This window comes from Pseudonocardia sp. P-1 (assembly GCF_058111925.1).
In genome coordinates, this window is sequence record NZ_CM176614.1 from 4,477,742 (window position 1) to 4,502,736 (window position 24,995).

Sequence of the window (24,995 nt, forward strand, 5' to 3'; positions counted from 1 at the left end):
GCTCAGTTCCCCGCCCAGCCCGAGCGCACCGCGAAGTAGGCCCGCACGAACGGGTCCCGGGCCGCTCCCTCGGCGAGGAGGGCCGCGCGGTGCTGCGCGATCCCGCGCGTCTCCGCGTCGATCTCCGGCGGCAGCACGTCACCGGCGAGGTCGGTGAGCCCCAGCAGCGCGAGCAGCAGGCCGTCGTGCCCGCCCGGCGCCGTCTCGGTGACCAGCAGCGACGCCAGCCGGGTGCGCAGCGCCCGGGCCGGCTCCGGGTCCTGCTCGGTGAGCAGCACCCGGCGGAACAGCCCGAACCGGCGGTACTCCTGCGCGGCGAGGACCCCGTCGGCGACCAGCTGCCCCACGGCGCCGCCCGCCGAGCCCGCGGGGGTCCGCGCGAGGTGTGCCGCGGTGGCGGCGACGGCGTGCGAGCCGGTGTCGGTCCCGTCCCGGGTCACGGCGGCCAGCGCCGCGGCCAGCGCGGGGTGGTCGGGCTCCCGGCCCGACGGCGTCACGGTGTCGCCGCCGTCGGGGCCGTCCCCGCCGTCGAGGTGCAGTGCACCGGCGTCGACCAGGTCGCGCACCAGCGCGACGGGCAGGACCCGCCCGTCGAACCGGTCACCGATCCGGCCGGTCGAGCGGTCGAGCCCCAGCAGGAGCAGTTCCTCGGCCAGCAGCAGGGTCCGCACGGCCGAGGACGTTAGTGCCGGCGCGACACCTCGGCGTCACCGGGACGCACACTGCCCGACGTCTGCGACGGCCCGTCCGGGGCGGCAGCTAACCTCCGGCCATGTCGGAGAACACCACCCCGCTGAAGCTGTCGGTCATCGGGTGCGGCTACCTCGGAGCCGTGCACGCGGCCTCGATGGCGGAGCTGGGCCACGAGGTCGTCGGTATCGAGGTCGACGTCGCGAAGGCGGAGTCGCTGGCCGCGGGCCGGGTCCCGTTCTTCGAGCCGGGCTTCGAGGAGCTGCTGCGCCGGTCGCTGGACTCGGGGCGGCTGTCGTTCTCCTCGGACATGGCCGACGCCCGGGGCGCCGCGGTGCACTTCGTGTGCGTCGGCACCCCGCAGCGGCGCGGCGAGTACGCCGCGGACCTGACCTACGTCGAGGCGGCGACGGCGTCGCTGATCGAGGTGCTGGGGCCCGGCGAGCTGGTCGTCGGCAAGTCCACGGTGCCGGTGGGCACGGCCGCCCGGCTGGCCGAGCAGGTCGCCGCCCGCGTGCCGGGTGCCGCGCTGGCGTGGAACCCCGAGTTCCTGCGCGAGGGCTACGCGGTGCAGGACACCCTGCACCCGGACCGGCTCGTCTACGGCGTCCCGTCGCTGTCCGGCGCGGACACCGCGGTGGACGCGGAGAAGGTCCTGGACACCGTCTACGCGCGGATCGTCGCCGACGGCACGCCGAAGGTCGTCACCGACTACGCCACCGCGGAGATGGTCAAGACCGCCGCGAACTCCTTCCTCGCCACCAAGATCTCCTTCATCAACGCGATGGCCGAGCTGTGCGAGGCCACCGGCGCCGACGTGAAGCAGCTCGCCGACGCGATCGGCCACGACGACCGGATCGGCCGCAAGTTCCTCAACGCCGGGCTCGGCTTCGGCGGCGGCTGCCTGCCCAAGGACATCCGGGCGTTCATGGCTCGCGCCGGCGAGCTGGGCGCCGATCAGGCGCTGACCTTCCTGCGCGAGGTCGACAACATCAACATGCGGCGCCGGATCCGGATGGTGGAGCTCGCCCGCCAGGTGTGCGACGACTCCCTGCTCGGCAAGCGGATCGCGGTGCTGGGCGCGGCGTTCAAGCCCGACTCCGACGACATCCGCGACTCCCCGGCGCTGAACGTGGCCGCGCAGCTGCAGCTGCAGGGCGCGAACGTCCGGGTGACCGACCCGCAGGCGCTGCCCAACGTGCGGCGGCACTGGTCGCAGCTGGACTGCGTCGACACCCCGGAGGAGGCCGCCGAGGGCGCCGACGCCGTCCTGCTGCTGACCGAGTGGAAGCAGTACCGCGAGCTCGACCCGGGCTCGTTCGGGAAGGTCGTGAAGACCCGCCGGGTGCTCGACGGCCGCAACGCCCTGGACCGCGAGGCGTGGGAGTCCGCGGGCTGGACCTACCGCGCGCTGGGCAGGCGCAACGTCTGAGGCCGGCCCGCCGCGCGGGCTCCGGGGCCCGCTGTGCGGTAGAACGCAGGCGTGACCTCGCACCCCGTCCTCGCCGGATCGGACCGCGCGGCGTTCGGCTCGCTGCAGCGCGCCTCCACGCCCCGCGCCGAGCGCTACCGCATCGGCAAGGGGCTGCGGAAGGTCGCGCCCCGGTCCGGGCTCGCCGAGTGGTCCGCGCAGCTGCGCCGGGCCGACCCGGTCGACGTCGTCGAGGCACAGAACGCCGGGCGTGTGCACGAGCTCGTCCCGCTGCGGATCCAGCGGATGACCGCATCCCCGCACGCGTTCCTGCGCGGCGCCGCCGCCCTGCACGCCGCGGACTTCGCGGTGCTGCCCGAGACCGGCGTGCACCCCGTCATCTGCGGCGACGCCCACTTGGGCAACTTCGGCTTCTACGCCTCGCCCGAGCGTGACCTGGTCTTCGACCTCAACGACTTCGACGAGGCCCACCCCGGCGCCTGGGAGTGGGACCTGCGACGCCTGGTGTCCTCCACCTGGGTGGCCGGCCGGGACTCCGGCGCGACCGAGGAGCAGTGCGGCGAGGCCGTAGCCCGCTGTGTGACCTCCTACGCCGAGCACCTGCGCCACCTCGCCGACGAGCCGCTGCTCGCCCGCTCGTTCGACATCATGGACATCGACACCCTGCGCTCGGACGCCGACCACAAGACCTCGCGCCGGGTCATCGACAAGGCCGCCGAACGGGCGCGCCGGCGCACCAGCGACCGCGCGCTGCCCCGGTTCGTGACCGAGGAGGGCGGGGCGCGGCGGATCGTCACCGAGCCGCCGCTGATCACCCACCCCGACGACGAGCACACCGCGCGCATCCTGGCCGCCCTCGACGAGTACCTCGCGACGCTGCCGCCGCACTGGAGCCGGATCCTCGGCGGGTACCACGCCGTCGACGTCGCCCACAAGGTCGTCGGGGTCGGCTCGGTCGGGCTGCGCGCCTACCTCGTGCTCTGCGAGGGCTCCAGCCCCGACGACGTGCTGTTCCTGCAGCTCAAGCAGGCGCGCCGGTCGGTCGTCGCGCCGTTCGTGCACGGCGGCGAGGCCTGGCACGCCCACCAGGGCCAGCGGGTCGTGGAGTACCAGCAGGCCCTGCAGACCGTCTCCGACCCGCTCCTGGGCTGGACGACGATCAACGGCCGCCAGTACTACGTCCGCCAGTTCCGTGACATGAAGGGCGCGATCGTCCCGGACACCCTCGACGCCCCCGCGCTGGCCGACTACGCCGACGTCTGCGGCAGACTGCTCGCCAAGGGGCACGCCCGCACCTCGGGGGCGTCGATGATCGCCGGCTACCTGGGGAAGGGCGGGAAGGTTGCCGCGGCGCTCGCGACGTTCGCCAGGGCCTACGCCGACCAGACCGAAGCCGATCATGACGCGCTGGTCCGCGCGGTGCGGTCCGGGCGGCTGTCGGATCGGACACCTGAGCAGGTGCCGGGCACGGCGATCGGCTAGGTTCTGGCCCCGTGACCGTCGTCGAAACCCTGCTGGTCTTCGTGGTCGCGCCGGCTGTCCTGTACTTCGCGATCTGGGGCTGGATCGCGGTGCGGAACCGGAGCAACCGCCCCCGCTACAACGCGGGTGACCCCTGGCCGTACGAGCCGCTGTTCTGGATCGCCGAGCCGTCCGCCGCGGGGCACCACGCCGCGCACGCCGGACACGGCGACACCGCCCCGTCCGAGGGCGGCGACACCCGAGGAGGTACCGGTGGCAAGTGGTGACCTCGCCGTCTTCACCGGCAACGAGGAGGACCTGCCCGAGGGGTCGGTCGTCACGAACTCCGGTCGCCTGTCGGTGGCCGAGAACTTCGTCGAGCCGTCCGCGGCCGCGCACCCGTTCACCCCGGTGCAGCTGACCCGTCTGGACGAGGCCCTGTACCTGGCCAGCCGCGAGACCGGCCTGCGGTTCGCGCTGTACCTGGGCGACCTGGGTGCCGACGCGCGGGCCACCGCGGTCGACCTGCACGGACGCGTCGACGACCACGAGGACGCGGTGCTCGTCGCCGTGAGCCCCGAGCAGCGGCTGCTGGAGATCGTGACCGGCGCCGACGCGAAGGTCCGGCTCCCGGACCGCGGCGCCAAGCTCGCTCTCATGAGCATGGTCGCCTCCTTCAAGGAGGGGGATCTGTTCGGCGGAATCCTGTCCGGACTGAGGATGCTGGCGGACCAGGCCGGCAGCCGACCCTGAGCTGGGGTTTCCCCACCCGGTGGACACCACCGGCGGACACCCGGGCGCGTCCGTGGACACCACGGCGCCCGCGTGTCCGCCACTCGCGGGCCACCACGGTCGGCCCAACGGCTCTAAGGTGTCCCCCATGGTGTGCAGCGGGAGGACGGAGCTGTGACCGGGCCCACCGGCAGCCCGATCCTGATCGTCGACGACCACGAGCTGGTCGGGTCCGCCCTCGCCCTCAACCTGCGCGCCGAGGGCGAGGACGCGACCTTCCAGCCGGTCCGCTCCGCCGCGGCGGTGCTGGAGCACGCCCGGCGCGTCACACCCGGGCTGATCGTGCTCGACCTCGACCTGGGGCGTGACCCGGAGGGCAACCGCATCGACGGGGTGCGGCTCGTCGGCCCGCTCTGCGAGGCGGGCTGGCGGGTGGTGGTGCTGTCCGGCAGCTCCGACGCCGGCCGGGTCGGCGCCGCCCTGGACGCGGGTGGGTTCGTGTTCGTCCCCAAGAACGCGCCGTTCCCGGCGCTGCTCAGCGCCATCCGTGAGGCCCACGCGGGGCGCTCGATCATGCCGCCGGGCCGCCGCGAGCAGTTGATCCGGCTGCACCGCGACCGGGAGCACGAGCGTCGCGACCTGCACGAGAAGCTGGGCAGGCTGACCCAGCGCGAGCGCGAGGTCCTCGCCCTGCTGGCGGGCGGCAAGCGTGCACAGTCGGTGGCCGACCACTTCGTCGTCTCCCTGGCGACGGTCCGGACGCAGATCCGCGCGGTGCTGACCAAGCTGGAGGTCGGTTCCCAGCTGGAGGCCGTCGCCCTCTACCGCAAGGCCGCGGGTATCTGACCGTTCGGCCCACAACACGGCCCACCGAACGTCACCGAGAATGACGAGTCCTATTATCGCTTTCTCATCAGTCCGGCGACATCTCGGAGCGGAGGGGACGTGGCGTCCGGTTTCCTCGGCGTGCTCCTGGGCCCGCAGCGGCGGGCCCGGTTCCTGGTGGGACATCTGACCGACATGCTGGTCGTCGCGGTCCTGGCCGTCCTCGTGGTCGCCGTGAGCCGCCCCGCGGTCGTCGACGGCCGGGTCGACCTCTCCGACGCGACGGCGGTGCTCACCCTCGTCGCCGCCGCGGTCGGCTCGGCGGCGGCGATCGTCGCGCTGGTGACGGGGCGGCTGTCCGGGGACCCCCGTCCGTCGTGGTTCGGGGCGGCCCTCCTGCTCTACGGCGTCGTGCTCCTCCCGCTGTCCGCGCTGGTCCTGCCGCAGTACCCGGCGGGCACCCCGCGGCTGGCGGTGCTGACCATGTTCGTGATCAGCCTGTGCATCCTGGTCGCGGCACTGCGGCCGCCACGGGCGCTCGGGGCCTGGGGCGGCTGGGCGCTGGCCGCGCTCGCCCTCGTCATCGGCGGGGTCATCGCCTCGCAGGCGGAGAGCCCGTTCACCCGGATGCTGGCGACCTCGCCCCTCTACTCGATCGTGGTGCAGAGCGGCTGGGCGCTGGTCGCGGTGCTGTTCCTGCTCGACGGCTACCGGCGCCCGAGCCGGATCCGGGCCCGGATGGGGCTCGGCCTGCTGATCGTCGCGGTGTCCCAGCTGTACCGGGCGATCGTGCCCGGCCGGGAGCCGACGGCCGGCCTGGTCTACCCGTCGCTGCGGGTGCTCGGGATGGCCGTGGTGCTCACCGCGCTGCTGACCATGGCACTGCGGGCGGTGACCCGGATGCAGGACGACTACGACCAGCTCCAGGACACCCTCGGCGAGGCGTCGGCGCTGCTCGAACGGGCCACCGGCCAGACCGCCGAGCGCGACCACGAGCTGCGCAACGGCCTGGCGGGCCTGGCCGGGGCCGCGCAGCTGCTGACGACCCGCCCCGGCGACGACCCCCAGGTCGCCCGGATGCGGGAGGCGGTGCTGGCCGAGCTGAACCGGCTCCGCCAGATGCTGCAGACGCCGATCACCGTCGAGGACACGGTGACCGACCCGATGGTCGACGAACGCGACGCCGCCCTGCTCGACTACGGCCCGGCCTACGCCCCGGTCGTCCCGTCGCCGGGCGGGGACACCGCCGAGCACGACGTCGGGGAGGCCCTGCGCACCCTGGTGGACCTGCGCGACGGCCGCTGCATCACCCTCGACATCCAGGACGACCTGCCCCCGGTCGCCGCGCCCGAGTCGCTCACCCGCCAGGTCGTGACGAACCTGCTGGCCAACTGCGACCGGCACGCGCCCCGGACCCCGGTGGTGGTGCGGGCCCGCCTCGCCGACGAACCGGGCCTGGTCGCGGTCGAGGTCCGCGACCACGGCCCCGGCCTGCCCGACGGGCAGGAGCAGCTCGAGATCGTCCGCGGGCGGCACGACGAGGCCGCCGGCGGCTCCGGGCTCGGGCTGCACATCAGCGCCCAGCTCGCTCGGGAGCACGGCGGCACCCTGGTGCTCCGTACGGTGGATGCGCCCCGCGGCTGTCTTGCCGTACTCACACTTCCGGTGGCCCGCTGATCGGGTGGCGGCGTGTCCACGACCAGCCGTTCCGTCCACGGAAGGTCTTTTCGTCGCCGCGAGCCATTCCCACGCGCCGCACGCGATCTCATACTGGGTGACGCAACGGCACGGTGCGATGACGCGATGGTCGTCCGCGCTGCCGTTCGCCGGCACGAAGGAGGTCACCATGGCGTACGAGAACGACGGCACCGACCGCAGGACCCCCGCCACCCCCACGGCCGCGGTACTGACACCGCCGACGGGCCTGGAGCCCGTCCCGGCGCTGCCCCGGCCGCGCACACCGTCCGAGCCGAAGACCCCGGCCGGCCCGCCCGCGCCCGTCGTCCCGCAGGTGGGACTGTGCACCTGCGGTCACCCGGAGGACCTGCACGACCACTACCGCCCGGGCACCGACTGCGGCAGCTGCGGACCGCGTGTCTGCGCGGGCTACCGCCCGGCCGACGAACCGGCCTCGACGAACCCGCTGCGGCGGTGGCTGCGCCGCCGCTGACCACACCTCCGACACACGAACGGCGCCCCGGGAGCACGACTCCCGGGGCGCCGTCGTGCGTGGGTCAGGGCTGCTCGACCGCGGTGGTCCGCTCCGGGTCAGGGGTGGCCTGGCCGTCGAACTCACGGGCGGCCAGCGCGCGCACGATCCCGGCGCGCCCCTCGGACACGAGCCGGCGCAGCGACGCCGGCTTGGACTGGTCGGCGAGCCAGGCGTCCGCCGCCGCGACGGTCGGCTCCGCGACCGCCCAGGACGGGAACAGCCCGACGACGACGTTCTGCGCCAGCTCCGAGGTCCGGCGCGCCCACACGCCGTCGATCTCGTCGAAGTAGCGCTGGACGTAGCCGTCGAGCAGCCCGGGGCTCACCGTCGACAGTGCGGGGTGGGAGAACCCGGAGATCGCCGACTCGTTGATCGCGTTCGGCAGGGAGTCGTCGTGCACGGCGCGCTGCCACGCCCGCTCCTTGGCCTCCGCGGTCGGGATCAGCGCGCGGGCCCGCTCGGCCTGCCGCGCCCCGGTGGAGGTGGCGTCACGCTCGGCCTCCTCGGCGATCTCGGTCTCGCCGGCCTTCCCGTGCGCGACGAGCGCGTGCAGCAGCCGCCAGCGCAGGTCGGCGTCGACGGTCAGCCCCTTCGGCACGTCGACGTCGAGCAGCCAGCCCTTCATCCGGTCCAGGGTGTTCTCCGGCAGCACCGAGGCGGTCAGCGCGTTGACCACGGCCAGCTGGACGTCCGACCCGGGTGGGGCGGTGTCCAGGCGGAACCGCAGCGCGTCGGTCAGCAGCGGCCAGCCGCGGCCCTGCGCCCACTCCGGGGTGCAGTACGACGCCGTCGCGGTCTGGGCCTGCAGCAGCAGCCGCGCCGCGACGCCGATCTCGGACTCGGTGTCGAACCCGCCGGCGACCAGCGTGACGAAGTCACGGGCCTTCAGCTCGGCCTCACGGGTCATCTCCCACGCCGAGGACCAGCACAGCGTGCGCGGCAGCGACTCGGCGATGTCGCCGATCCGGTCCACCAGGGTCGCGAGCGAGCCCGGGTCCAGGCGCAGCGCGCAGTAGGTGAGGTCGTCGTCGTTGACCAGGACGAGCTTGCCGCGGGACAGCCCGACCAGCTCCGGGACGGCCGTGCGCTCGCCGGAGATGTCGAGCTCGACGCGGTGGGTGCGGACGAGCTTGCCGGTCTCCGGGTCGTCGTCGTAGACGCCGACGGCGATCCGGTGCGTGCGCAGCTCACCGGCACCCGGCCGGGCACCGCCCTGCACGACGTCGAAGGAGGTGAACGTCCCGGCCTCGTCGACCTGGAACGACGGGCGCAGCAGGTTCAGACCGGTGGTGCGCAGCCACTGCGCCCCCCAGTCCGACAGGTCCCGGCCGGACGCCTTCTCCAGCGAGCCCAGCAGGTCGTCGAAGGTGGCGTTGCCCCAGGCGTGCGCGGCGAAGTAGTCGCGCAGCCCGGCCAGGAACGGCTCCAGCCCGACGTAGGCGACGAGCTGCTTGAGGACCGACGCGCCCTTGGCGTAGGTGATGCCGTCGAAGTTGACCTCGACGGCCTGCAGGTCCGGGATGTCCGCGGCGATCGGGTGCGTCGAGGGCAGCTGGTCCTGCCGGTAGGCCCAGGACTTCTCGAGGTTCGCGAACGTCGTCCAGGCGCCCGTGTACTCGGTCGCCTCGGCCTGGCACAGCACCGACGCCCAGGTCGCGAACGACTCGTTGAGCCACAGGTCGTCCCACCAGCGCATGGTCACGAGGTCGCCGAACCACATGTGCGCCATCTCGTGCAGGATCGTCTCGGCGCGCCGCTCGTAGAGCGTGCGGGTCACCCGCGACCGGAAGACGTAGTCCTCCAGGAACGTGATCGCGCCGGCGTTCTCCATCGCGCCCGCGTTGAACTCGGGCACGAACAGCTGGTCGTACTTGCCGAACGGGTAGGTCACGCCGAAGTTGCGGTGGTAGAAGTCGAAGCCCTGCCGGGTCTCGGTGAAGATCCGCTCGTGGTCCATGTGCGGGGCCAGCGAGGCGCGGCAGAAGATTCCCAGCGGGATCTCGGCGTGCTCGTCGCGGTAGGTGTCGTGCCAGCTCGCGTACGGCCCGGCGATCAGCGCGACCAGGTAGGTCGAGAGGATCTCGGTCCGCTCGAAGCGGTGCACGCCGCCCTCGACCGTCGCCGGGGCGTTGGAGATGACCTTCCAGTCCTCCGGCGCGGTCACGGTGAGGGTGTAGCGGGCCTTGAGGTCGGGCTGGTCGAAGCAGGGGAACAGCCGCTTGCAGTCGGCCGTCTCGAACTGCGAGTACAGGTAGACGGCCTGGTCGACGGGGTCGACGAAGCGGTGCAGGCCCTCACCGGTGTTGGTGTAGAGCCCGGTCGCGACGATCGTCAGCTCGTTCTCCGCGGCGAGACCGGGCAGCGCGAGGCCGTCCTCCTCGGTCCACACGGCGGCATCGAGCTCGGTGCCGTTCAGCGTCGCCGAGGTGATGCCGTCGCCCACCCACTCGATCCACGTGCTCCCGCCGGGCTCGGCGGCGGTGAAGCGCACCGTGGTCGTCACCGCGAACGTCCGCTCGGAGGGGGCTCCGGCGCCGTCGGTCAGGTCGATCGTGACGTCGTAGGTGGAGACGTCGAGCAGCGCCGCGCGCTCCTCGGCCTGGGCACGGGTGAGGTTGGGCGGGGTCACGTCGTTCGGGGTCCTCTCGGGGGAGTGGTGTCGTCGGCATCCAATCACGGTGCCCGGGGCGCGGCCCGTGGAATCCGCGGCCGGTGCCCGGCGTTGCGCCGGGTATGACGACTCCTGCTGCCGACGGCCGTGCCCGCATCGACATCTGGTTCGACCCGCTGTGCCCCTGGGCGTGGCTGACCTCCCGCTGGGTGCTCGAGGTGGAGAAGGTGCGCGACGTCGACGTCACCTGGCACGTCATGAGCCTGTCCGTGCTGAACGAGGGCCGTGAGCTGCCCGAGCAGTATGTCGAGCTCATGTCGAAGGGCTGGGGCCCGGTGCGCGTGTGCATCGCCGCCGCCGAGCTGAAGGGCCCGGAGATCCTGGCGCCGCTCTACACCGCGCTCGGCGAGCGCATCCACAACCAGGGCAACAAGGACTTCGACGACGTCATCGCGGGCGCGCTGAAGGAGCTCGGCCTGCCGGAGTCGCTGGCCGAGGCCGCGCACTCCACCGAGTACGACGAGAAGCTGCGCGCCAGCCACCACGAGGGCATGGACCCGGTGGGCCTCGACGTGGGCACCCCGACCATCCACGTCGACGGCGTGGCGTTCTTCGGGCCGGTCATCTCCCGGGTCCCGAAGGGCGAGGACGCCGGCCGCCTGTTCGACGGCGCCCGGCTGCTGGCCGAGAACCCGCACTTCTTCGAGCTCAAGCGCACCCGCACCGAGGACCCGTCCTTCGACTACTGAGCCGGTGACGGCGTGATCGCCGCGATCGAGGGGGCCGGTGCCGGATGGGGCACCGGCCCCTCGCCCGTGACGGTCACCCGGCGGCGCCGCTCGCGATCGCGAACGGGATCGTCCGTTCGGCCGTGGCGGGCGCCGCGGGGGCGCACAGTGCCCGGCCGTGGACACCTGGTTCTCGCGGCGGACGACGTCGGTGCTCGGAGCGGTGGCGCTGGTCGCCGGGACGCTCGTGGGCGGGCAGCTCTCGGTCGGCGCCGTGCTGGACCGGGGCGCGCTCGCCGACGCGGTGCCCCGGACGGCGCTGAGCCCGTACTCCGACGGCGCGTTCACCGTGCGGGCCGCGGCGGTGGACAGCCGGGTCGACATCGCCGGGGCGGAGGACGGGTCCTACGTGCTCGGCCACACCCCGGCGGGCAGCGACGTGGTCCTCGACCTCGACCTGCTCTCCGGCGACACCGCGCGCCCGTGGTGGGTGCAGCCCGCGACCGGGACGACGCTGGAGCTGGCCCAGCTCGCGAGCTCGGGGATCGCCCGGTTCCCGGCCCCGCAGGGCCCGGGCGGCAGCCGCGACTGGGTCCTGGTCGTCGACGACGTCGCCGCCGGGTACGGCGCGCCCGACGCGGACGCCGTCGCACGGGCGGTGGGGGAGCGGGTGCGGTCCGCGGTGGCACGGGCGGGGTCCGGCCGGGGCTCCGCGGCGGAGGGTTCCGGTTCGGACGGCTCGGCCGGGGGACCGGGCCCGGCGGGCCCCTCCGGCGGGTCCGGCGACGGCGAGGGTTCCGGCGACGGCCGGGGCGCGGGTGACACGGCGGGCGGTGGTGGCCGGGACGGCACGGGCAGCGGAGCCGACGACGCCCCGGACAGCGCCGGGCCGGACAGCGGCGCGGACGGCGACGCCTCGGACGGCGACGGTCCGACCGGCGGGGACGGCGGCACCGGTGGCGGGGGCGACGACGGCTCCCGCAGCGGCTCCCCGTCGGGCTCCGGCGGTTCCGGCCACCCCTCCGGCGGCAGCGCAGGTGACGGCCCGGCCTCGGGATCGGAGCCGGAGGACCGCGACTTCCGCGGGTCCGGCGGCGACGGCGCCCCGTCCGGCGGGAACGGTGGATCGTCCGATGGCGACGACTCCGCCGAGGGCGGCAGCGGCGGGTCCGGCAGCGACGAGGGCCGCGGCGACAAGGGCGACAAGGGCGACGAGGGCGACAAGGACCGCGGGGACGAGCCGGACGAGGACCGCGGGAACGGGAGCGGCGGGGGCGACGCCGACGCCCCGGCCCCCGCGGCGCCCGCCCCGAAGCCGGAGGCGAAGAAGGAGCCGGCGCCGTCGTCGTCGGCGAAGGCGGCCGACGGCACCTGGGACGAGCTGGCGCAGTGCGAGTCCTCCGGCGACTGGTCCATCTCGACCGGGAACGGCTACCACGGTGGTCTCCAGTTCGACAAGGGCACCTGGAGCGACTTCGGCGGCACGACGTACGCCCCCACCGCCGACGGCGCCACGAAGGAGCAGCAGATCGAGATCGCGACCAAGGTCCGCGACGCCCGCGGCGGTTACGGATCGTGGCCGGCATGTGCCAACAAGTTGGGCCTTCCGAGGTGATCGATGGTCCTGTGGTGTGGCGTACGGTCGCTGGCTGCGCGACCGGTGGTCGCGTAGGGTCCGTGGTCCCTCTCCCGGTCGTTCGCAGCACCTGCCCTGCCGACGGCGGCCCGGCCTCGATTCCCTACCCTTGGACCTCATGAGTTCGCCCATCCCCGACGCCCACCGGATCGGGAACCGCTACCGGCTCGACGAGCGGATCGGTGCCGGTGCGATGGGTGCCGTGTGGCGGGGGACGGACGAGCTGCTGAACCGCACGGTGGCCGTCAAGGAACTGCTCGCGGCGGCCCTGCCGTCCGACGAGCAGCTGGAGGAGTCCCGCCAGCGGATCCTGCGCGAGGGCCGGATCGGCGCCCGCCTGCAGCACGCGCACGTGATCAGCATGTTCGACGTCGTCGTCCACGACGACCGTCCGTGGCTGGTCATGGAGTACCTGCCGTCGCGCTCGCTGGCCGCGGTGCTCGCCGAGAAGGGGCCGATCCCGCCGCGGGAGGCCGCCGCGATCGGCCGTCAGGTCGCCGACGGGCTGGCCGCCGCGCACACCGCGGGCGTCGTGCACCGGGACATCAAGCCGGGCAACGTCCTGATCGCCGAGGACGGCCGGGCCAAGATCACCGACTTCGGCGTGTCCCGCGCCGTCGACGACGTGCAGCTCACCCGTACCGGCGTCATCGCCGGCACTCCGGCCTTCCTGGCCCCGGAGGTCGCCCGCGGCCAGGAGCCGACGGCCGCCTCGGACGTCTTCGCGCTCGGCGCGATGCTCTACGCCTCGGTCGAGGGCGAGCCGCCGTTCGGCCTCGACGACAACGCCTACGCCCTGCTGCACAAGGTCGCCACCGGCGCGATCACCCCGCCGCAGGAGGCGGGCCCGCTGACCGCGCTGCTGATGCGCCTGCTCGCCAACGACCCCGCCGAGCGGCCCAGCTCCGCCCAGGCCCGCGAGGCGCTCGCCCGGATCGCCGCGGGCCAGTCCGTCGCCGGTCTCGCGACGCCGTCGACGGCGACCGCGGTGATGGACACCGGCGACGGCGCGGGCGCGCCCGACGGGCTCGAGGCGCAGGGCGGCGGGACCGTGGTCGACGCGCCGGCCGTGCCCGCACCGCAGGTCATCCCCGGTCCCGGCGGCCGTGGCGGCCGACGGGGCGGTGCCACCCGCTCCCGGGACGGGCGGGGTCGTCGCACCCCGGTCGTGCTGGGCGCGGTGGCCGTGCTGCTCGTCGTCGGTGGCGGTGTCGCGTTCGGCGTCTACTCGACCAGCCGGCAGCAGGACGCCCCGCCGGTGATCGCTGCCCCGCCGACGAGCGGGTCGCCGACGCCGAGCGCGGCCCCGACGACCACGCCCGCGCCGACGACCACCCCGACGCCGACACCGACCACCGCGACCGGCGAGGTCCAGGATCCGGTGTCGTTCGTGCAGAACTACTACCGGATGCTGCCCGGCGACATCGACGGCGCGTTCGCGATGCTCAGCCCGCAGGCGCAGGCCCAGAGCCAGGGCATCCAGGGTTTCCGGACCTTCTACAGCACCGTGCGGAACGTCTACGCCGAGAACCTGCGCAACGCCGGCCCGAACACGGTCACCGCGACCGTCGTGTTCATGCGCAACGACGGCACGACGACCCGGGAGAACTACCGGTTCGTCGTCGGCACCGACAGCGAGGGCCAGGAGATCCTGCAGTCGTTCAGCACGGCCTGACCGTCCCGACCGGTCAGCCGGGGCGCAGCGACGTCACGACGTCCGTGGTCGCGGCGACGATCTGCCGTTGTGCGGTCGCCCGGTCCACGCCCGGCTCGCCGTCGCCGGTCTGCGGGCCGTAGTCGCCGAAGTAGGCGTGCACCCCTCCGTCGACGACGACGAAGCGGGTCCCCGCGGGCAGCTGCGCCCAGGAGTCCGCGATCGCGTCCGGGGTGGCCAGCGCGTCGCGGGAGCCGGACACCGACAGGGCCGCGACCGGCGCCCCCGACACGTCGGCGGCCGGGTAGGACGCCCACAGCACCAGCCCACGCACCCCGGGCACGTCCAGTGCCCGCGCGGCCGCCACGCCGCCGAGGGAGTGCCCGCCGACCGCCCAGGTACGGACCTCGGGCGCCGAACCGACCGCCCGGCCGACGGCCCCCGGATCGGCCGGTGCGACGCCCAGGGGCGGTGCGGTCACGATCACGCGCACCCCCTGCTCGGCCAGCGGGCGCAGCAGCGCCAGGTAGGCCCGCGGGTCGACCAGCGCCCCGGGGACGAACACCAGGCCCCGGCCGGACGGCGCGGTCGGGCGCAGCTCCCACGTCGTCGCGGTGTGCACCACCGCGACCCGGTCCGACGGCGTGGTCGCGGCGAGCGCGGTCTCGTCGGCCGCGTAGGGACGCAGCCACAGCACGGCGGCGACCAGCGCGACCAGCAGCACCGCACCGGCGGCCCGCCCGGTCGTCCGCAGCCGTCCGGGCCGGGCCGGGCGCCCCGAGCGCACCACCAGGACCAGCCCCACCAGGGCGACGACGGCGAGCAGCACCGGGTAGGCCGGGTGCCCGGCGAGCAGCACCGGGCCCGCGACGACGACGATCCCCACCACGACGACCACGGCCACGATCCCGACCAGCGCCCGCACCGCGACCGCCCACCCGGGCCGGGGCACCCGGTCAGCCACGGGCCACCGTCGCGGTCACGAACTCCACGATGCGGGCGTTCGCCGCGGCCCGGGTGTGCCGGTCGTGCACCTCGTGGCCCTCGTCGGGGATGCGCAGCAGCTCCACCGGCGCACCGCGCGCGGTCAGTGCCGCGTGGATCGCGAGTGCCTGCGCCAGCGGGACGTTCGTGTCGTGCTCGCCGTGCACGACCAGCAGCGGTGCGGCGATGCGGTCCGCGGCGCGCAGCGGGGACAGCTCCTCCAGCAGCGCGCGGTCCCGGTGCGGGTGTCCGTACTCGGTGGTCGCGGGCCCGCTGATCCACGGCTCGGAGTCGGCGTAGAAGGCGGTCATGTCGGACATGCCGCACACGTCGACACCGGCCGCGAACAGCTCCGGGAACCGGGTCAGCGCGGCCAGGGTGAGGAACCCGCCGTAGGACCGGCCGCCGACGACGATCCGGCGCGGGTCGACATCGGGCACCCCCGCCAGCAGCCGGGTCGCGGCCCGCACGTCGGCGATCGAGCCCGGCCGCAGCGGGCCGTCGTCGAGCCGGGCGAAGGCCCGCCCGCGCCCGGACGACCCGCGCACGTTCGGCGTGAGCACGGTGACCCCGGCGGCGACCAGGCCGTGCAGCAGCGGCGCCCAGCCGGGCCGCTCCTCGGACTCGGGCCCGCCGTGCAGCCACACGAACCCCACCCCCGTCGGCGACGACGGCCGGTGCAGCCATCCGGCCAGCCGCAGCCCGTCCTCGGCCGGGAAGCCGACCGCCTCCGGGCGCGGGGGCCGCGGCGTGACCGGGGTGCCGCCGAGCAGCGGTGTGGCCGGGCGCGCGTCGAGCGGCATCCGCACCACGTACGGCGCCACCCCCGGCGCGTGCCCCGCCACCAGCAGTGACACGCCGTCGCGGGCGAAGGCCACCCCGGTGACGACGTCGCACGGCGCGGGCAGCCGCTCCGGCCTGCCGCCGCGCAGGTCGGCGATCTCGACCTGGCTGCGCCCCCCGACGTTCCACACCAGCGCGGCCCGCGGGCCGGCCGGGTCCAGTGCCACGACCTCCAGGTCGGCGCCGGGCCGGACGGCGACCGGGCGGGCGGGGGACAGGCGGTGCTCGCCCGCGGGGCCGAGCGCGACGGCGAGCAGCGCGGTGTGCTCGCGGTCGGCGTCGGTGTGCACCCAGAGCGTGCCGGGGGCGCTGCCGAAGCGGGCGGCCGCGGTGAGCGCCCCGCCGGGCCCGCCGATCACCCGGTCCCGCGTGCCGCGGTGCAGGTCGACCAGCTCCAGGGCGCGCTCCCCGCGGCGGCCGGTGCGCAGCACGACCCGTCGTCCGTCGGCCGACACCGCCTGGACGACGGCAGCCTGCCCGGACCCGAGCACGGTGGAGGAGCCGTCCCGCACGTCGACCAGGCAGGCGGTGCCGTCGCCCGGTTCGGCGCCGCGCGGGGTCGCGTCGGACAGCACGGTGACGCCCAGCGACCGCCCGCTCGGCGCCCACGCGCCCAGCACGACGGCGGTGGCGTGGGTCGCGATCCCGACGGCGGGCCCGCCGTCGGGGTCCAGCAGCGCCACCCGGGTGCGGTCGCCGCCGCACGGGGCGACCTGCACCGCGATCCGGCTGCCGTCGGGGGACCAGGACAGCGCGGTCACGTCGGCGTGCGGGCCGGGGGCCTCCAGTACCCGCGCCCCGTCCGGGTCGACCGGTCCGTCCGCCGGCAGCGCCGCGACGTGCACCCGCGGGCGCCCGGTGCGGTCGGAGATCCAGGCGATGCGGGTGCCGTCGGGGGACACCGCGGGCGAGTGGTGCCCGGGTTCGGCCCCGGCGACGGCACGGTCGGGGGCGGTCTGGGGGATCTGCACGGTCTGCCCGGCCTCCACCGATCACATCCCCCGTTCCTGCTGTCGTGTCCTGCGGTTCCGCGCGGCCGGACGCCGAAACTACCCGGTGGGTCCGTACCGGCTTCCACCTCACGTGCGCCGGGGCCCCGCCCGCAAGACCCACTGCGTTTCGCCGGTGGTGACAAGCGCTACGGCGAACGAGGGATTCATTCGTGTGTAACACGAACAAATCCTGGACCCGGATCGCTACCGGGAGCATGCTCGCCGGAGCCGCCCCCACACCTCCAGGAGCAGACGATGGCCGTCCCCGCCCCGACCCCCGCCGACAAGTTCTCCTTCGGGCTGTGGACCGTCGGCTGGACCGCGGCCGACCCGTTCGGCTCGCCCACCCGCCCCGAGCTAGACGTCGTCGAGGCCGTCGAGGAGCTCGCCGAGCGCGGCGCGTGGGGACTCACCTTCCACGACGACGACCTGTTCGGCTTCGCGCCGGACCCGGCCCACCGGGATCGGCAGATCGCACGCCTGCGCACGGCCTGCGAGGCGACCGGGATGACCGTTCCGATGATCACCACGAACCTGTTCTCGCACCCGGTGTTCAAGGACGGCGGGTTCACCTCCAACGACCGGACCGTGCGGCGCCTCGCGCTGCGCAAGGTGCTGCACAACGTCGAGCTGGCCGCGGAGCTCGGTGCCCGCACCTTCGTGCTGTGGGGCGGACGGGAGGGCTCGGAGTACGACTCCGCCAAGGACGTCCGCGCCGCCCTGGACCGCTACCGCGAGGCCATGGACCTGCTCTGCGGGCACGTCCTGGAGCAGGGGTACGACATCCGGTTCGCGATCGAGCCCAAGCCCAACGAGCCCCGCGGGGACATCCTGCTGCCCACCGTCGGGCACGCGCTGGCCTTCGTCGAGCGCCTCGCCCACCCCGAGCTCGTCGGCGTCAACCCCGAGGTCGGGCACGAGCAGATGGCCGGGCTGAACATGACCCACGGCGTCGCCCAGGCGCTGTGGGCCGGGAAGCTGTTCCACATCGACCTGAACGGACAGCGCGGCATCAAGTACGACCAGGACCTGGTGTTCGGCCACGGTGACCTGCTGAACGCGTTCTCGCTGGTCGACCTGCTCGAGTCCGCGGGTTACGACGGGCCGCGGCACTTCGACTACAAGCCCTCGCGCACCGAGGACCGGCGCGGGGTGTGGGACAGCGCCGCGGCGAACATGCGCACCTACCTGCTGCTGCGCGAGCGGGCGGCCGCGTTCCGGGCCGACCCCGAGGTCGTCGCCGCGCTCGCCGAGGCCGGGGTGCCCGCACTGTCCGAGCCGACGCTGGGGGCCGGGGAGACCGTGGCCGACCTGCTGGCCGACCCGGCGCTGGACGCCGCCGACCCGGACGCGCTGGGCCGTCGCGGCTACGGCTTCGTCCGGCTCCACCAGCTCGCGTGCGAGCACCTCACCGGGGCACGCTGACCCCGTGCACGACCGATCTCCCCGTCCGCAGGCCCCACCCGCGCGTCCACCGGCGGTGCGCCGGCACAACCTCGGCCTGCTGCTGGGGGCGCTGCGGGCGGCGCCGTCGTCGCGGGCGTCGCTCGCCTCGGCGACCGGGCTGACCCGCGGCACCGTCGCGGGGCTGCTGGACCCGCTGGTCGCCGCGGGCGTGCTCGCGGAGGGGGAGCCGGACCGCAGCGGGGTCGGGCGGCCCGGGACGCCGCTGGCGTTCGCCGGTACCGGGCCCGTCGTACTGGCCGTGTCGGTCGAGGTCGACGGCGTCGACGCGCTGGTCACCGGTCTGGACGGGCAGGTGGTGCACCGGTCGCGCCGGCGCCGCGACCACCGCGGCCTCGACCCGGATGCGGTGTTCGGGCGGGCCGCGCGGACCGCGGCGAACCTGGCCGCGCGCACCGGCCGCACGGTCGCCGGGGCCGGGATCGCCGTCCCCGGACCGGTGCGCGGCTCGGACCACGCGGCGGTGCTGCTGCGGGCCCCGAACCTGCCCCGGCTCGACGGCTGCCGCCCCGCCGAGCACGCCGGTGCGCTCGGTGAGGTGCCGCTGCTCGTCGGCAACGAGGCCTCGCTCGGGGCGCTCGCGCACCTGGGGCAGGCCGACGACTTCGTCTACGTCTCCGCCGACGTGGGGATCGGTGGCGGGATCGTCGTCGACGGGCGGGTGCTGCCCGGTGCCCGCGGCGTCGCCGGGGAGATCGGGCACGTCGTGATCGAGCGCGCCGGGCGGCGCTGCGGCTGCGGCGGCACCGGCTGCGTCGAGGTCTACGCGGGCCTGCCCGCCCTGCTCGGCGACGCGGGCGCCGCCGACGTCGCGGCGCTGCGGACCGCCGCCCGCGCGGGGGACCCGGCCGCGACGGGGGCGCTGGCCCGGGCCGGCGCCGCGCTCGGGACGGCGCTGACGTCGGTGCTCCACGTCGTCGACGTCGGCACCGTCGTCCTCGGTGGCAGCTACGCTGAGCTGGGCAGCTGGCTGGTCCCCGCGGTGCACGCGGAGCTGGTGCGCCGCGGGGTCGCGACCGGGCCGGACGTCGCCGTGCTCGTGTCCCCGCACGGCCGGGCGGCCACCGTCACCGGGACCGCCCGCGCCGTCGCCGACCGGGTGCTGGGCGAGCCGGACCTGCTGCTCGCCGGCTGAGCCCGCCTCAGGCCAGCACCCAGGTGTCCTTCGCCCCGCCGCCGCGCGAGGAGTTCACGATCATCCCGCCCGGCGGGGCGACCCGCGACAGCGCCGCGGGCAGCACGTCGACCTCGGGCACCCCGCCGGCGCCGTGGGACTGCACCGCGAAGACCCGCAGGTCGACGGCCTGGGGCCGGAGGGCGCCGTCGGTGAAGGTGGGATGGGTGGAGATCCCGACGAGGTCCTGGGCGACCCAGCCGGCCGGGGTGTCCCGGATCGCCGCGGCCACCCGGTCCAGCTCGGCGCGCCCGGCGTGCGGGCCGATCACGATCCCGGCGCCGCCGTAGCCGTCGACGGGCTTGAGCACCAGCCGGTCGAGCCGGTCCAGGACCTGCTCACGGGCGAGCGGGTCGACGCAGGGCAGCGTCGGCACCGAGGCCAGCACCGGCTTCTCGCCGAGGTAGTAGCGGATCATCTCCGGCACGTAGGCGTAGACGAGCTTGTCGTCGGCGACGCCGTTGCCGGGTGCGTTGCGCAGCGCGACCCGCCCGCGAGCCATCGCCGCCCACAGCGCGCGGCCGAGCGGGCGGTGGTCGGCGCCGCGGGCGGTCGCGAGCTTGTTCTCGTCCATCCGACGGTAGAGGGTGGTGATCCGGCGCCGCCGCCCCCCGCCGACGAGGAACAGCGCGCCGTCGGTGACCTGCAACCGGGCCGGGGTCACCAGCGGGACGTCCATCGCCTCGGCGAGCAGCCGGTGCTCGAAGAACGCCGGGTCCACCTCGCCCGCGGTCAGCAGCGCGGCCTCCCCGTCGGGTCCGTCGGGGTCGCCGGCCGCGAGCGCCGCCCGCAGCCGGTCCGGCACGTCGTCGAGGTGGCGCACCTCCGAGGGCGACTCCAGGTCGGGCAGCACGCTGCGGATCAGGCGCCGGCTCATCATCGAGAAGCCGATGCCCGAGGGGACACGCAGGTTGTCCTCCAGCACGACCCAGCCGTCGGCGTCGTCGCGGACCAGGTCGATGCCGCCCACGGCGATCCGCACCGCGTCCGGCGGCACCAGCGCGCCCGAGCGGGTGCGGCCGGGGGCCTGCTCGACCACCGAGGCCGGGACGACCCGGTCGCGCACGATCTCGCGCCGGCCGTAGACGTCGCGCACGAAGCACTCCAGCGCCCGGATCCGCTGCTCCAGCCCGGACGCGAGGTGCGCCCAGTCGTGGCGCTCGATGATCCGCGGCACCAGGTCCAGCGGGAACAGCCGCTCGCCGTCGTCGCCCGGCTCGATGCCGGGCACCGGGAAGGTGACCCCGCGGGCGCGCTGCTCGGTGCGCAGGGCGTTCTCCGCCGCGGCCAGCCCGCGCGGGCCGAGCCGCTCCAGCGACCGGAACAGCCAGCCGTAGCCGGGCCGGACGGCGCCGGTCGCGTCGACGGCCTCGTCGTAGCGGGGTGGGACGTAGCCGTGCAGCAGCTCCGGCGCGGACGGCACGGTCTCCGCGGGCGCGGACGGCGGCCGCTCGCCGTACGTGCGGGCCAGCAGGTCGTCGACGACGTCGGTCAGCGACCCGCGACGCCCGAACGCGCGCCGCTGCGCCGCCGCGCCCGACCCGCGGGCCAGGACGCCCTCGGCCAGCTCGGCGACCTGCTCGTGGTCGCCGACCTCCTCCAGCCACGGCCGCAGCTCCTCGACCAGCGCGCGCAGCTGTACCGACGGGGAGCTCAGCGTCGGGGGACCGCCGGGGGCCCGGCCGATCTCGACGAGGTCGCCCTCCAGCCCGGACCGCGCGGCCCGCCACCCGGCCGCACGCAGCAGCTCGTGCCGGGCGCGGGGCAGCGGCCTGCCCGCCTCGGTGTCGGCGCGGGCACGGGCGACCAGGGCGCGGAACAGCCCCGCCACCAGCACGACGTCGTCGACGTCGGGGCAGGCGTCGCACAGCCGCAGCTCGACGGTCGGCAGGTGCGCGCTGGGGCGGACGTCGAAGTAGAGCATCCCGGCGTCGCTGATCGTCCCGGACGCGATGAGCTCGTCGATCATCGTGTCGTACTCGGCGGCGGTGGTGACGTCGCCGGGCGGCCCGGCGGTGGGCCAGCGCTGCCAGATCATGCTGCGGTAGCTGGCGTAACCGGTGTCGTGGCCGCGCCAGTACGGCGAGCTGGCGGTGATGGCGAGCAGGGTCGGCAGGGCGGGGGAGACCCGGCGCGAGACCTGCACGGCGGTGTCGCGGTCGGGGACGTCGACGTGCACCTGCACCCCGCAGATGTGCTGCTCGCGCACCAGCATCTGGTACTCGTGCTGCATCCGCTCGTACCGTGCTCCGGCGGAGATGTCGTCGCCGGACAGGTCCACCAGCGGCACCGTCCCGGCCGCGACCACACCCAGCCCCAGCGGTTCGGCCGCCTCGCGCAGCCGGGTACGCAGGCGTCGCACGTGGGTGCGCAGCTCGTCCAGCGACGGCGTCGCGGGCGAGTTGGTCTCGACCAGCGACCGTTGCAGCTCGGGGAAGAACTCCGCCCCGTCCAGGTGCTCCAGCAACCGTTCCGCGTCGGGCGCGGCCCGGCGGTCGGCCAGGCCGACCACGTGGAACTCCTCCTCGACCCCCACCAGCGGCACGTTCCCCACGGCCGGTGACGCTAGGTGTCCGCTGTTACGTCCGTGTGTCCCACGGCGATCGCGCCCGACGCCACTCCGTCCGCTGGTCCGTACGGCGGTATCCGAACGTCTGTCCGGACCAGTTCCCACCTGCTGTTCTCGCTAGCGTGTCCGGATCCGCCGACCCCACGGAGCCGCCCATGACCGCCGGTCGCCGCGCGCGGGCCCTGGTCGCGCTCGTCCAGGTGCTCGGGCTCGCCGTGTGGTTCTCCGCGTCCGCGGTACTGCCCGAGCTGCGCGCCGAGTGGGACCTGTCCGCGACGGCCGGGGTGTGGCTGACGACGTCGGTGCAGCTCGGCTTCGCGGCCGGCGCGGTCGTCTCGGCGGTCCTGACCCTCGCCGACCGGGTCCCGCCGCAGCGGCTGCTCGCGGGCGGTGCGGCCGCGGCGGCGTCCTGCACGCTGCTGCTCGCCGCCGTCGTCGACGGTCCGGTGGCCGCGCTGGTGCTGCGGACCCTGACCGGGATGTGCCTCGCGCTCGTCTACCCGGTCGGCATGAAGATCATGACCTCCTGGTCGGACCGGTCGCGCCGGGCCCGCGACCTCGGGGTGCTGGTCGGGGCACTGACCGTCGGGTCAGCGCTGCCGCACCTGATCGGCGGGCTGCCGGGGCTGCCGTGGCGCGGGGTGCTCGCCGGCGCCGCGCTGTGCGGTGTCGTGGCCGCCGCGCTGGCCCGCTGGTGCCTGCGCCCCGGCCCGGCGCTCGCCCCGGCCCCGCCCCCGGACACCGGCTACGCGCTCCGGCTCCTCCGCGAGCCCGGACCGCGGCTGGTCGTGCTCGGCTACCTCGGGCACATGTGGGAGCTGTACGCGCTCTGGACCTGGCTGGGCGCCGCACTCGCCGGCGGGGACCCCGGCCCGTCGGAGCACCTGCTGGTGTTCGTGGCGGCGGGGCTGGGCGGCGCCGCCGGCTGCGTGCTGGGCGGCCGCGCCGCGGACCGCTACGGCCGCGTCCCGGTGATCGCGACGTCGTTGCTGGTCAGCGGGGTCTGCTGTGCGGTCTCCCCGGTCGTGCTCGGCGCCGCGCCCCTGCTGGTGGGCGCGTTCTGCGTGCTGTGGGGCGCGGCCGCCGTCGCCGACTCCGCGGTCCTGACGACGGCGACGATCGAGGTCGCCGACCCCCGCTACACCGGCACCGCCCTGACCGTGCAGACCGCACTGGGCTTCCTGCTCACCGTCGCCGGGATCGCGACGGTCCCGGTGGTCGCGGCGGCGGTCGGATGGCAGACGGCGCTCGTCGTGCTCGCCGTCGGGCCGGCGCTGGGCCTGCCCGCGGTACTCGCACTGCGCCGGTACCTGCCCACCGCGCTCCCGGCCCCGTCCCCCGCGGCCCCGTTCCTCTCGGCCGCCCCCGCGGACGCTCCGACCGTCGAGCTCCCACGGATCGCGATGGACGACCGTCCGACGGCGCCGCTGTCCCGCGTCGTGGACGGGCCGCCGACCGTGGAGCTGTACCGCCTGCGCCGGGGGGCGGGTCCGGACCCCTCCGGCTTCGCCGACCGCCTCGCGCGGGTGCTGTCCGACCGGTCCCGGGCTGCCGCCCCGCCGCCCACGGCCCCACCGGCCGCCGCCCCGCCGCCCGCGGCCCCACCGGCCGCAGCCCTGTCGAACGCCGCCACGCCGACAGCCGCCCCACCGGGCTCCGGGGCTGCCGCGGCTCCGCGGCGGCGGGCTCGACCGGGCGGATGACCGTGCCGCGACGCGCGGACGGTCTTCGCGTTGACCACCGTCGACGAAGCCGTGCGGCAGACCGGTGCACCTGACCACTCCCGACGGACCACCGCGGCTGCCGGTGGGGGATCCGGGAATTCGCTTACCGGGTAAGCGAATTCCCGGAAGGAACCGTCGCCCCGCGGCATCGGGGGACACCGAAGCAGGACGATCTGCACCATCGCTCGCGGCTTGCGCGGTCGATGCGGTGTGGTCGACAGACCCTCTGTGTACGGAATCGCTTACCCGGTAAGCGAATTCGCAGAGAGAGAGCACTCGCCGCTTGGCATCTGCGACACCGACGCACGACGATCTGCGCCATCACTCGTGGCTTGCGCGGTCGACACACGGGGGTCGACAGACCCTTGGTGCGTGGATTCACTCACCGGGTAAGCGACTTCGCAGAGGGAGCCCTCGGAACCACGGCGTCGGAGGTCCGGGCGATCCGCAGCAGGTCCGCGTGCTGTGCCGCCGCCTCGTCGGGCGACAGGGGATCGCCGTGCCCCGGGACGAACACCCGTGTCCCGGTGGCGGCGGGTGCTGCGCCGACCTCGAGCAGCAGCCCCACGGCGGCCGCCCAGTCGCGGCGGTAGGAGTCCGGCCCGAACGACGGCGGTGCCCCGTTCTCCAGCAGGTCCCCGGCGAAGAGCACGCCCGCGTCCGGGACGTGCACCACCAGGTCGTGTCCGGTGTGCCCGGGGCCGGGGTGCACGAGCTGCACGACGCGTCCGCCCAGGTCGAGCGGGTGCACGGAGGCCGGGCGGGCGCAGACCGGGTGGTCGGGGAGGACCGGGACCGTGGCGGCGAGCGCATCGGCCGTCGCGGTGGCGGAGCTGCCGGATGCCCCGGAGCTGCCGGTGCTCCCGGCGTCGCGGTAGTGCCGGGTCCAGTGGGCGCGCTGGGCGGCGGCCGTCGCCAGGAGCGCGCCCGCGCAGCCGGCCTGGGCGTACACCGGGGCGCCCGGGAACGCGGCGGTGCCGAAGCAGTGGTCGAAGTGGGCGTGGGTGAGTGCCACGACGACGGGCAGGGCGGTCACCGCGCGCACCGCGGCGGCGAGCTCGGCGCCCTGGGCGGTGTCGCCGCGGGTGTCGATGACCAGGGCGGCGGACGTGCCGAGCACGAGGCCGGTGGTCAGGTCGAGCTCGTCGTGGCGGCGGGCGAGTACCCCGTCGGCGAGCTCGAGCCAGCGCCCGTCCGACCGCTGCCCGTCCGACCGCTGCCCGTCCGACCGCTGCCCGTCCGACCGCTGCCCGTCCATCCGGTG

General features: G+C 75.2%; 19 protein-coding genes. 13 read left to right on the top strand and 6 right to left on the bottom strand.

Translation table 11 applies throughout. From position 1 onward, the window contains the following. Positions 1-2: 2 nt before the first annotated feature. Positions 3-671 carry a GPP34 family phosphoprotein gene (locus tag AC0GKK_RS21950; protein WP_489882430.1) on the bottom strand — a complete coding sequence of 223 codons (669 nt, stop codon included), beginning with the start codon at positions 669-671 and terminating at the stop codon, positions 3-5. Positions 672-772: 101 nt separating this feature from the next. On the opposite strand from AC0GKK_RS21950, the gene AC0GKK_RS21955 reads away from it, so the two are divergent. The 7 genes from AC0GKK_RS21955 to AC0GKK_RS21985 all read left to right on the top strand — a co-directional run bounded on the left by AC0GKK_RS21955 (position 773) and on the right by AC0GKK_RS21985 (position 7,310). Further along, positions 773-2,122 carry a UDP-glucose dehydrogenase family protein gene (locus AC0GKK_RS21955; protein ID WP_208622966.1) on the top strand — a complete coding sequence of 450 codons (1,350 nt, stop codon included), beginning with the start codon at positions 773-775 and terminating at the stop codon, positions 2,120-2,122. A gap of 51 nt (positions 2,123-2,173) precedes the next feature. Further along, complete coding sequence (locus AC0GKK_RS21960; RefSeq protein WP_251783882.1) at positions 2,174-3,604, top strand: DUF2252 domain-containing protein; 1,431 nt, start codon at positions 2,174-2,176, stop codon at positions 3,602-3,604. 11 nt (positions 3,605-3,615) lie between these two features. After that, positions 3,616-3,870, top strand: a complete 255-nt coding sequence (gene ctaJ, locus AC0GKK_RS21965; RefSeq protein WP_062397046.1) for an aa3-type cytochrome oxidase subunit CtaJ — start codon at positions 3,616-3,618, stop codon at positions 3,868-3,870. After that, positions 3,857-4,336, top strand: a complete 480-nt coding sequence (locus AC0GKK_RS21970) for a DUF5130 family protein (RefSeq protein ID WP_208819790.1) — start codon at positions 3,857-3,859, stop codon at positions 4,334-4,336. The genes ctaJ and AC0GKK_RS21970 overlap by 14 nt, the downstream gene beginning before the upstream one ends. Before the next feature lie 153 nt (positions 4,337-4,489). Continuing rightward, positions 4,490-5,161 (top strand): response regulator transcription factor, encoded by a 672-nt coding sequence (locus tag AC0GKK_RS21975; RefSeq protein WP_405415678.1) that lies wholly within the window; start codon positions 4,490-4,492, stop codon positions 5,159-5,161. Between the two features lie 99 nt (positions 5,162-5,260). After that, positions 5,261-6,817 carry a sensor histidine kinase gene (locus AC0GKK_RS21980; protein WP_489882431.1) on the top strand — a complete coding sequence of 519 codons (1,557 nt, stop codon included), beginning with the start codon at positions 5,261-5,263 and terminating at the stop codon, positions 6,815-6,817. 118 nt (positions 6,818-6,935) lie between these two features. After that, positions 6,936-7,310, top strand: coding sequence for a hypothetical protein (locus AC0GKK_RS21985; RefSeq protein ID WP_489882432.1), 375 nt, complete (start codon positions 6,936-6,938; stop codon positions 7,308-7,310). 64 nt (positions 7,311-7,374) lie between these two features. Here AC0GKK_RS21985 and pepN read toward each other — a convergent pair whose 3' ends face one another. Beyond that, positions 7,375-9,981 (bottom strand): aminopeptidase N, encoded by a 2,607-nt coding sequence (gene pepN, locus AC0GKK_RS21990; protein WP_357440794.1) that lies wholly within the window; start codon positions 9,979-9,981, stop codon positions 7,375-7,377. 104 nt (positions 9,982-10,085) lie between these two features. On the opposite strand from pepN, the gene AC0GKK_RS21995 reads away from it, so the two are divergent. The 3 genes from AC0GKK_RS21995 to AC0GKK_RS22005 all read left to right on the top strand — a co-directional run bounded on the left by AC0GKK_RS21995 (position 10,086) and on the right by AC0GKK_RS22005 (position 14,002). Further along, positions 10,086-10,712: a mycothiol-dependent nitroreductase Rv2466c family protein gene (locus tag AC0GKK_RS21995; RefSeq protein ID WP_073575559.1), complete on the top strand. Its 627-nt coding sequence runs from the start codon at positions 10,086-10,088 to the stop codon at positions 10,710-10,712. A 157-nt stretch (positions 10,713-10,869) separates the two neighbouring features. After that, positions 10,870-12,306 carry a transglycosylase family protein gene (locus tag AC0GKK_RS22000; RefSeq protein ID WP_489882433.1) on the top strand — a complete coding sequence of 479 codons (1,437 nt, stop codon included), beginning with the start codon at positions 10,870-10,872 and terminating at the stop codon, positions 12,304-12,306. 139 nt (positions 12,307-12,445) lie between these two features. Continuing rightward, entirely contained in the window at positions 12,446-14,002 is a 1,557-nt protein-coding gene (locus AC0GKK_RS22005; protein ID WP_346107967.1) for a serine/threonine-protein kinase, read from the top strand. Positions 14,003-14,015: 13 nt separating this feature from the next. Here AC0GKK_RS22005 and AC0GKK_RS22010 read toward each other — a convergent pair whose 3' ends face one another. Together AC0GKK_RS22010 and AC0GKK_RS22015 are read right to left on the bottom strand one after the other, a co-directional pair. Next, complete coding sequence (locus AC0GKK_RS22010; RefSeq protein WP_357440552.1) at positions 14,016-14,945, bottom strand: alpha/beta hydrolase; 930 nt, start codon at positions 14,943-14,945, stop codon at positions 14,016-14,018. Further along, positions 14,938-16,797 (bottom strand): S9 family peptidase, encoded by a 1,860-nt coding sequence (locus AC0GKK_RS22015; RefSeq protein WP_489882434.1) that lies wholly within the window; start codon positions 16,795-16,797, stop codon positions 14,938-14,940. Before AC0GKK_RS22015 ends, AC0GKK_RS22010 begins: the two co-directional genes overlap by 8 nt. Before the next feature lie 258 nt (positions 16,798-17,055). Here AC0GKK_RS22015 and xylA point away from each other — a divergent pair, with 258 nt between their 5' ends. Next, a complete protein-coding gene (xylA, locus tag AC0GKK_RS22020; RefSeq protein ID WP_476652306.1) occupies positions 17,056-18,225 on the top strand; it encodes a xylose isomerase in 1,170 nt (389 codons plus the stop codon). A gap of 4 nt (positions 18,226-18,229) precedes the next feature. Then, a complete protein-coding gene (locus tag AC0GKK_RS22025; RefSeq protein ID WP_357440559.1) occupies positions 18,230-19,399 on the top strand; it encodes an ROK family protein in 1,170 nt (389 codons plus the stop codon). A 7-nt stretch (positions 19,400-19,406) separates the two neighbouring features. Here AC0GKK_RS22025 and AC0GKK_RS22030 read toward each other — a convergent pair whose 3' ends face one another. Next, entirely contained in the window at positions 19,407-21,992 is a 2,586-nt protein-coding gene (locus AC0GKK_RS22030; protein ID WP_489882435.1) for a glutamate--cysteine ligase, read from the bottom strand. A 170-nt stretch (positions 21,993-22,162) separates the two neighbouring features. Here AC0GKK_RS22030 and AC0GKK_RS22035 point away from each other — a divergent pair, with 170 nt between their 5' ends. Further along, entirely contained in the window at positions 22,163-23,710 is a 1,548-nt protein-coding gene (locus tag AC0GKK_RS22035) for an MFS transporter (protein ID WP_489882436.1), read from the top strand. A gap of 403 nt (positions 23,711-24,113) precedes the next feature. On the opposite strand, the gene AC0GKK_RS22040 is transcribed toward AC0GKK_RS22035, so the two are convergent. Next, on the bottom strand, positions 24,114-24,989 hold the full coding sequence (locus tag AC0GKK_RS22040; RefSeq protein WP_476652300.1) for an MBL fold metallo-hydrolase: 876 nt from the start codon (positions 24,987-24,989) through the stop codon (positions 24,114-24,116). Positions 24,990-24,995: the final 6 nt, after the last annotated feature.

Bases quoted from the DNA above. Each gene is read 5' to 3' on its own strand.
- AC0GKK_RS21955 (WP_208622966.1), top strand. From the start codon at position 773: ATGTCGGAGAACACCACCCCGCTGAAGCTGTCGGTCATCGGGTGCGGC.
- AC0GKK_RS21985 (WP_489882432.1), top strand. From the start codon at position 6,936: ATGACGCGATGGTCGTCCGCGCTGCCGTTCGCCGGCACGAAGGAGGTC.
- AC0GKK_RS21995 (WP_073575559.1), top strand. From the start codon at position 10,086: ATGACGACTCCTGCTGCCGACGGCCGTGCCCGCATCGACATCTGGTTC.
- AC0GKK_RS22005 (WP_346107967.1), top strand. From the start codon at position 12,446: ATGAGTTCGCCCATCCCCGACGCCCACCGGATCGGGAACCGCTACCGG.
- xylA (WP_476652306.1), top strand. From the start codon at position 17,056: ATGGCCGTCCCCGCCCCGACCCCCGCCGACAAGTTCTCCTTCGGGCTG.
- AC0GKK_RS22035 (WP_489882436.1), top strand. From the start codon at position 22,163: ATGACCGCCGGTCGCCGCGCGCGGGCCCTGGTCGCGCTCGTCCAGGTG.
- AC0GKK_RS22040 (WP_476652300.1), bottom strand. From the start codon at position 24,989: ATGGACGGGCAGCGGTCGGACGGGCAGCGGTCGGACGGGCAGCGGTCG.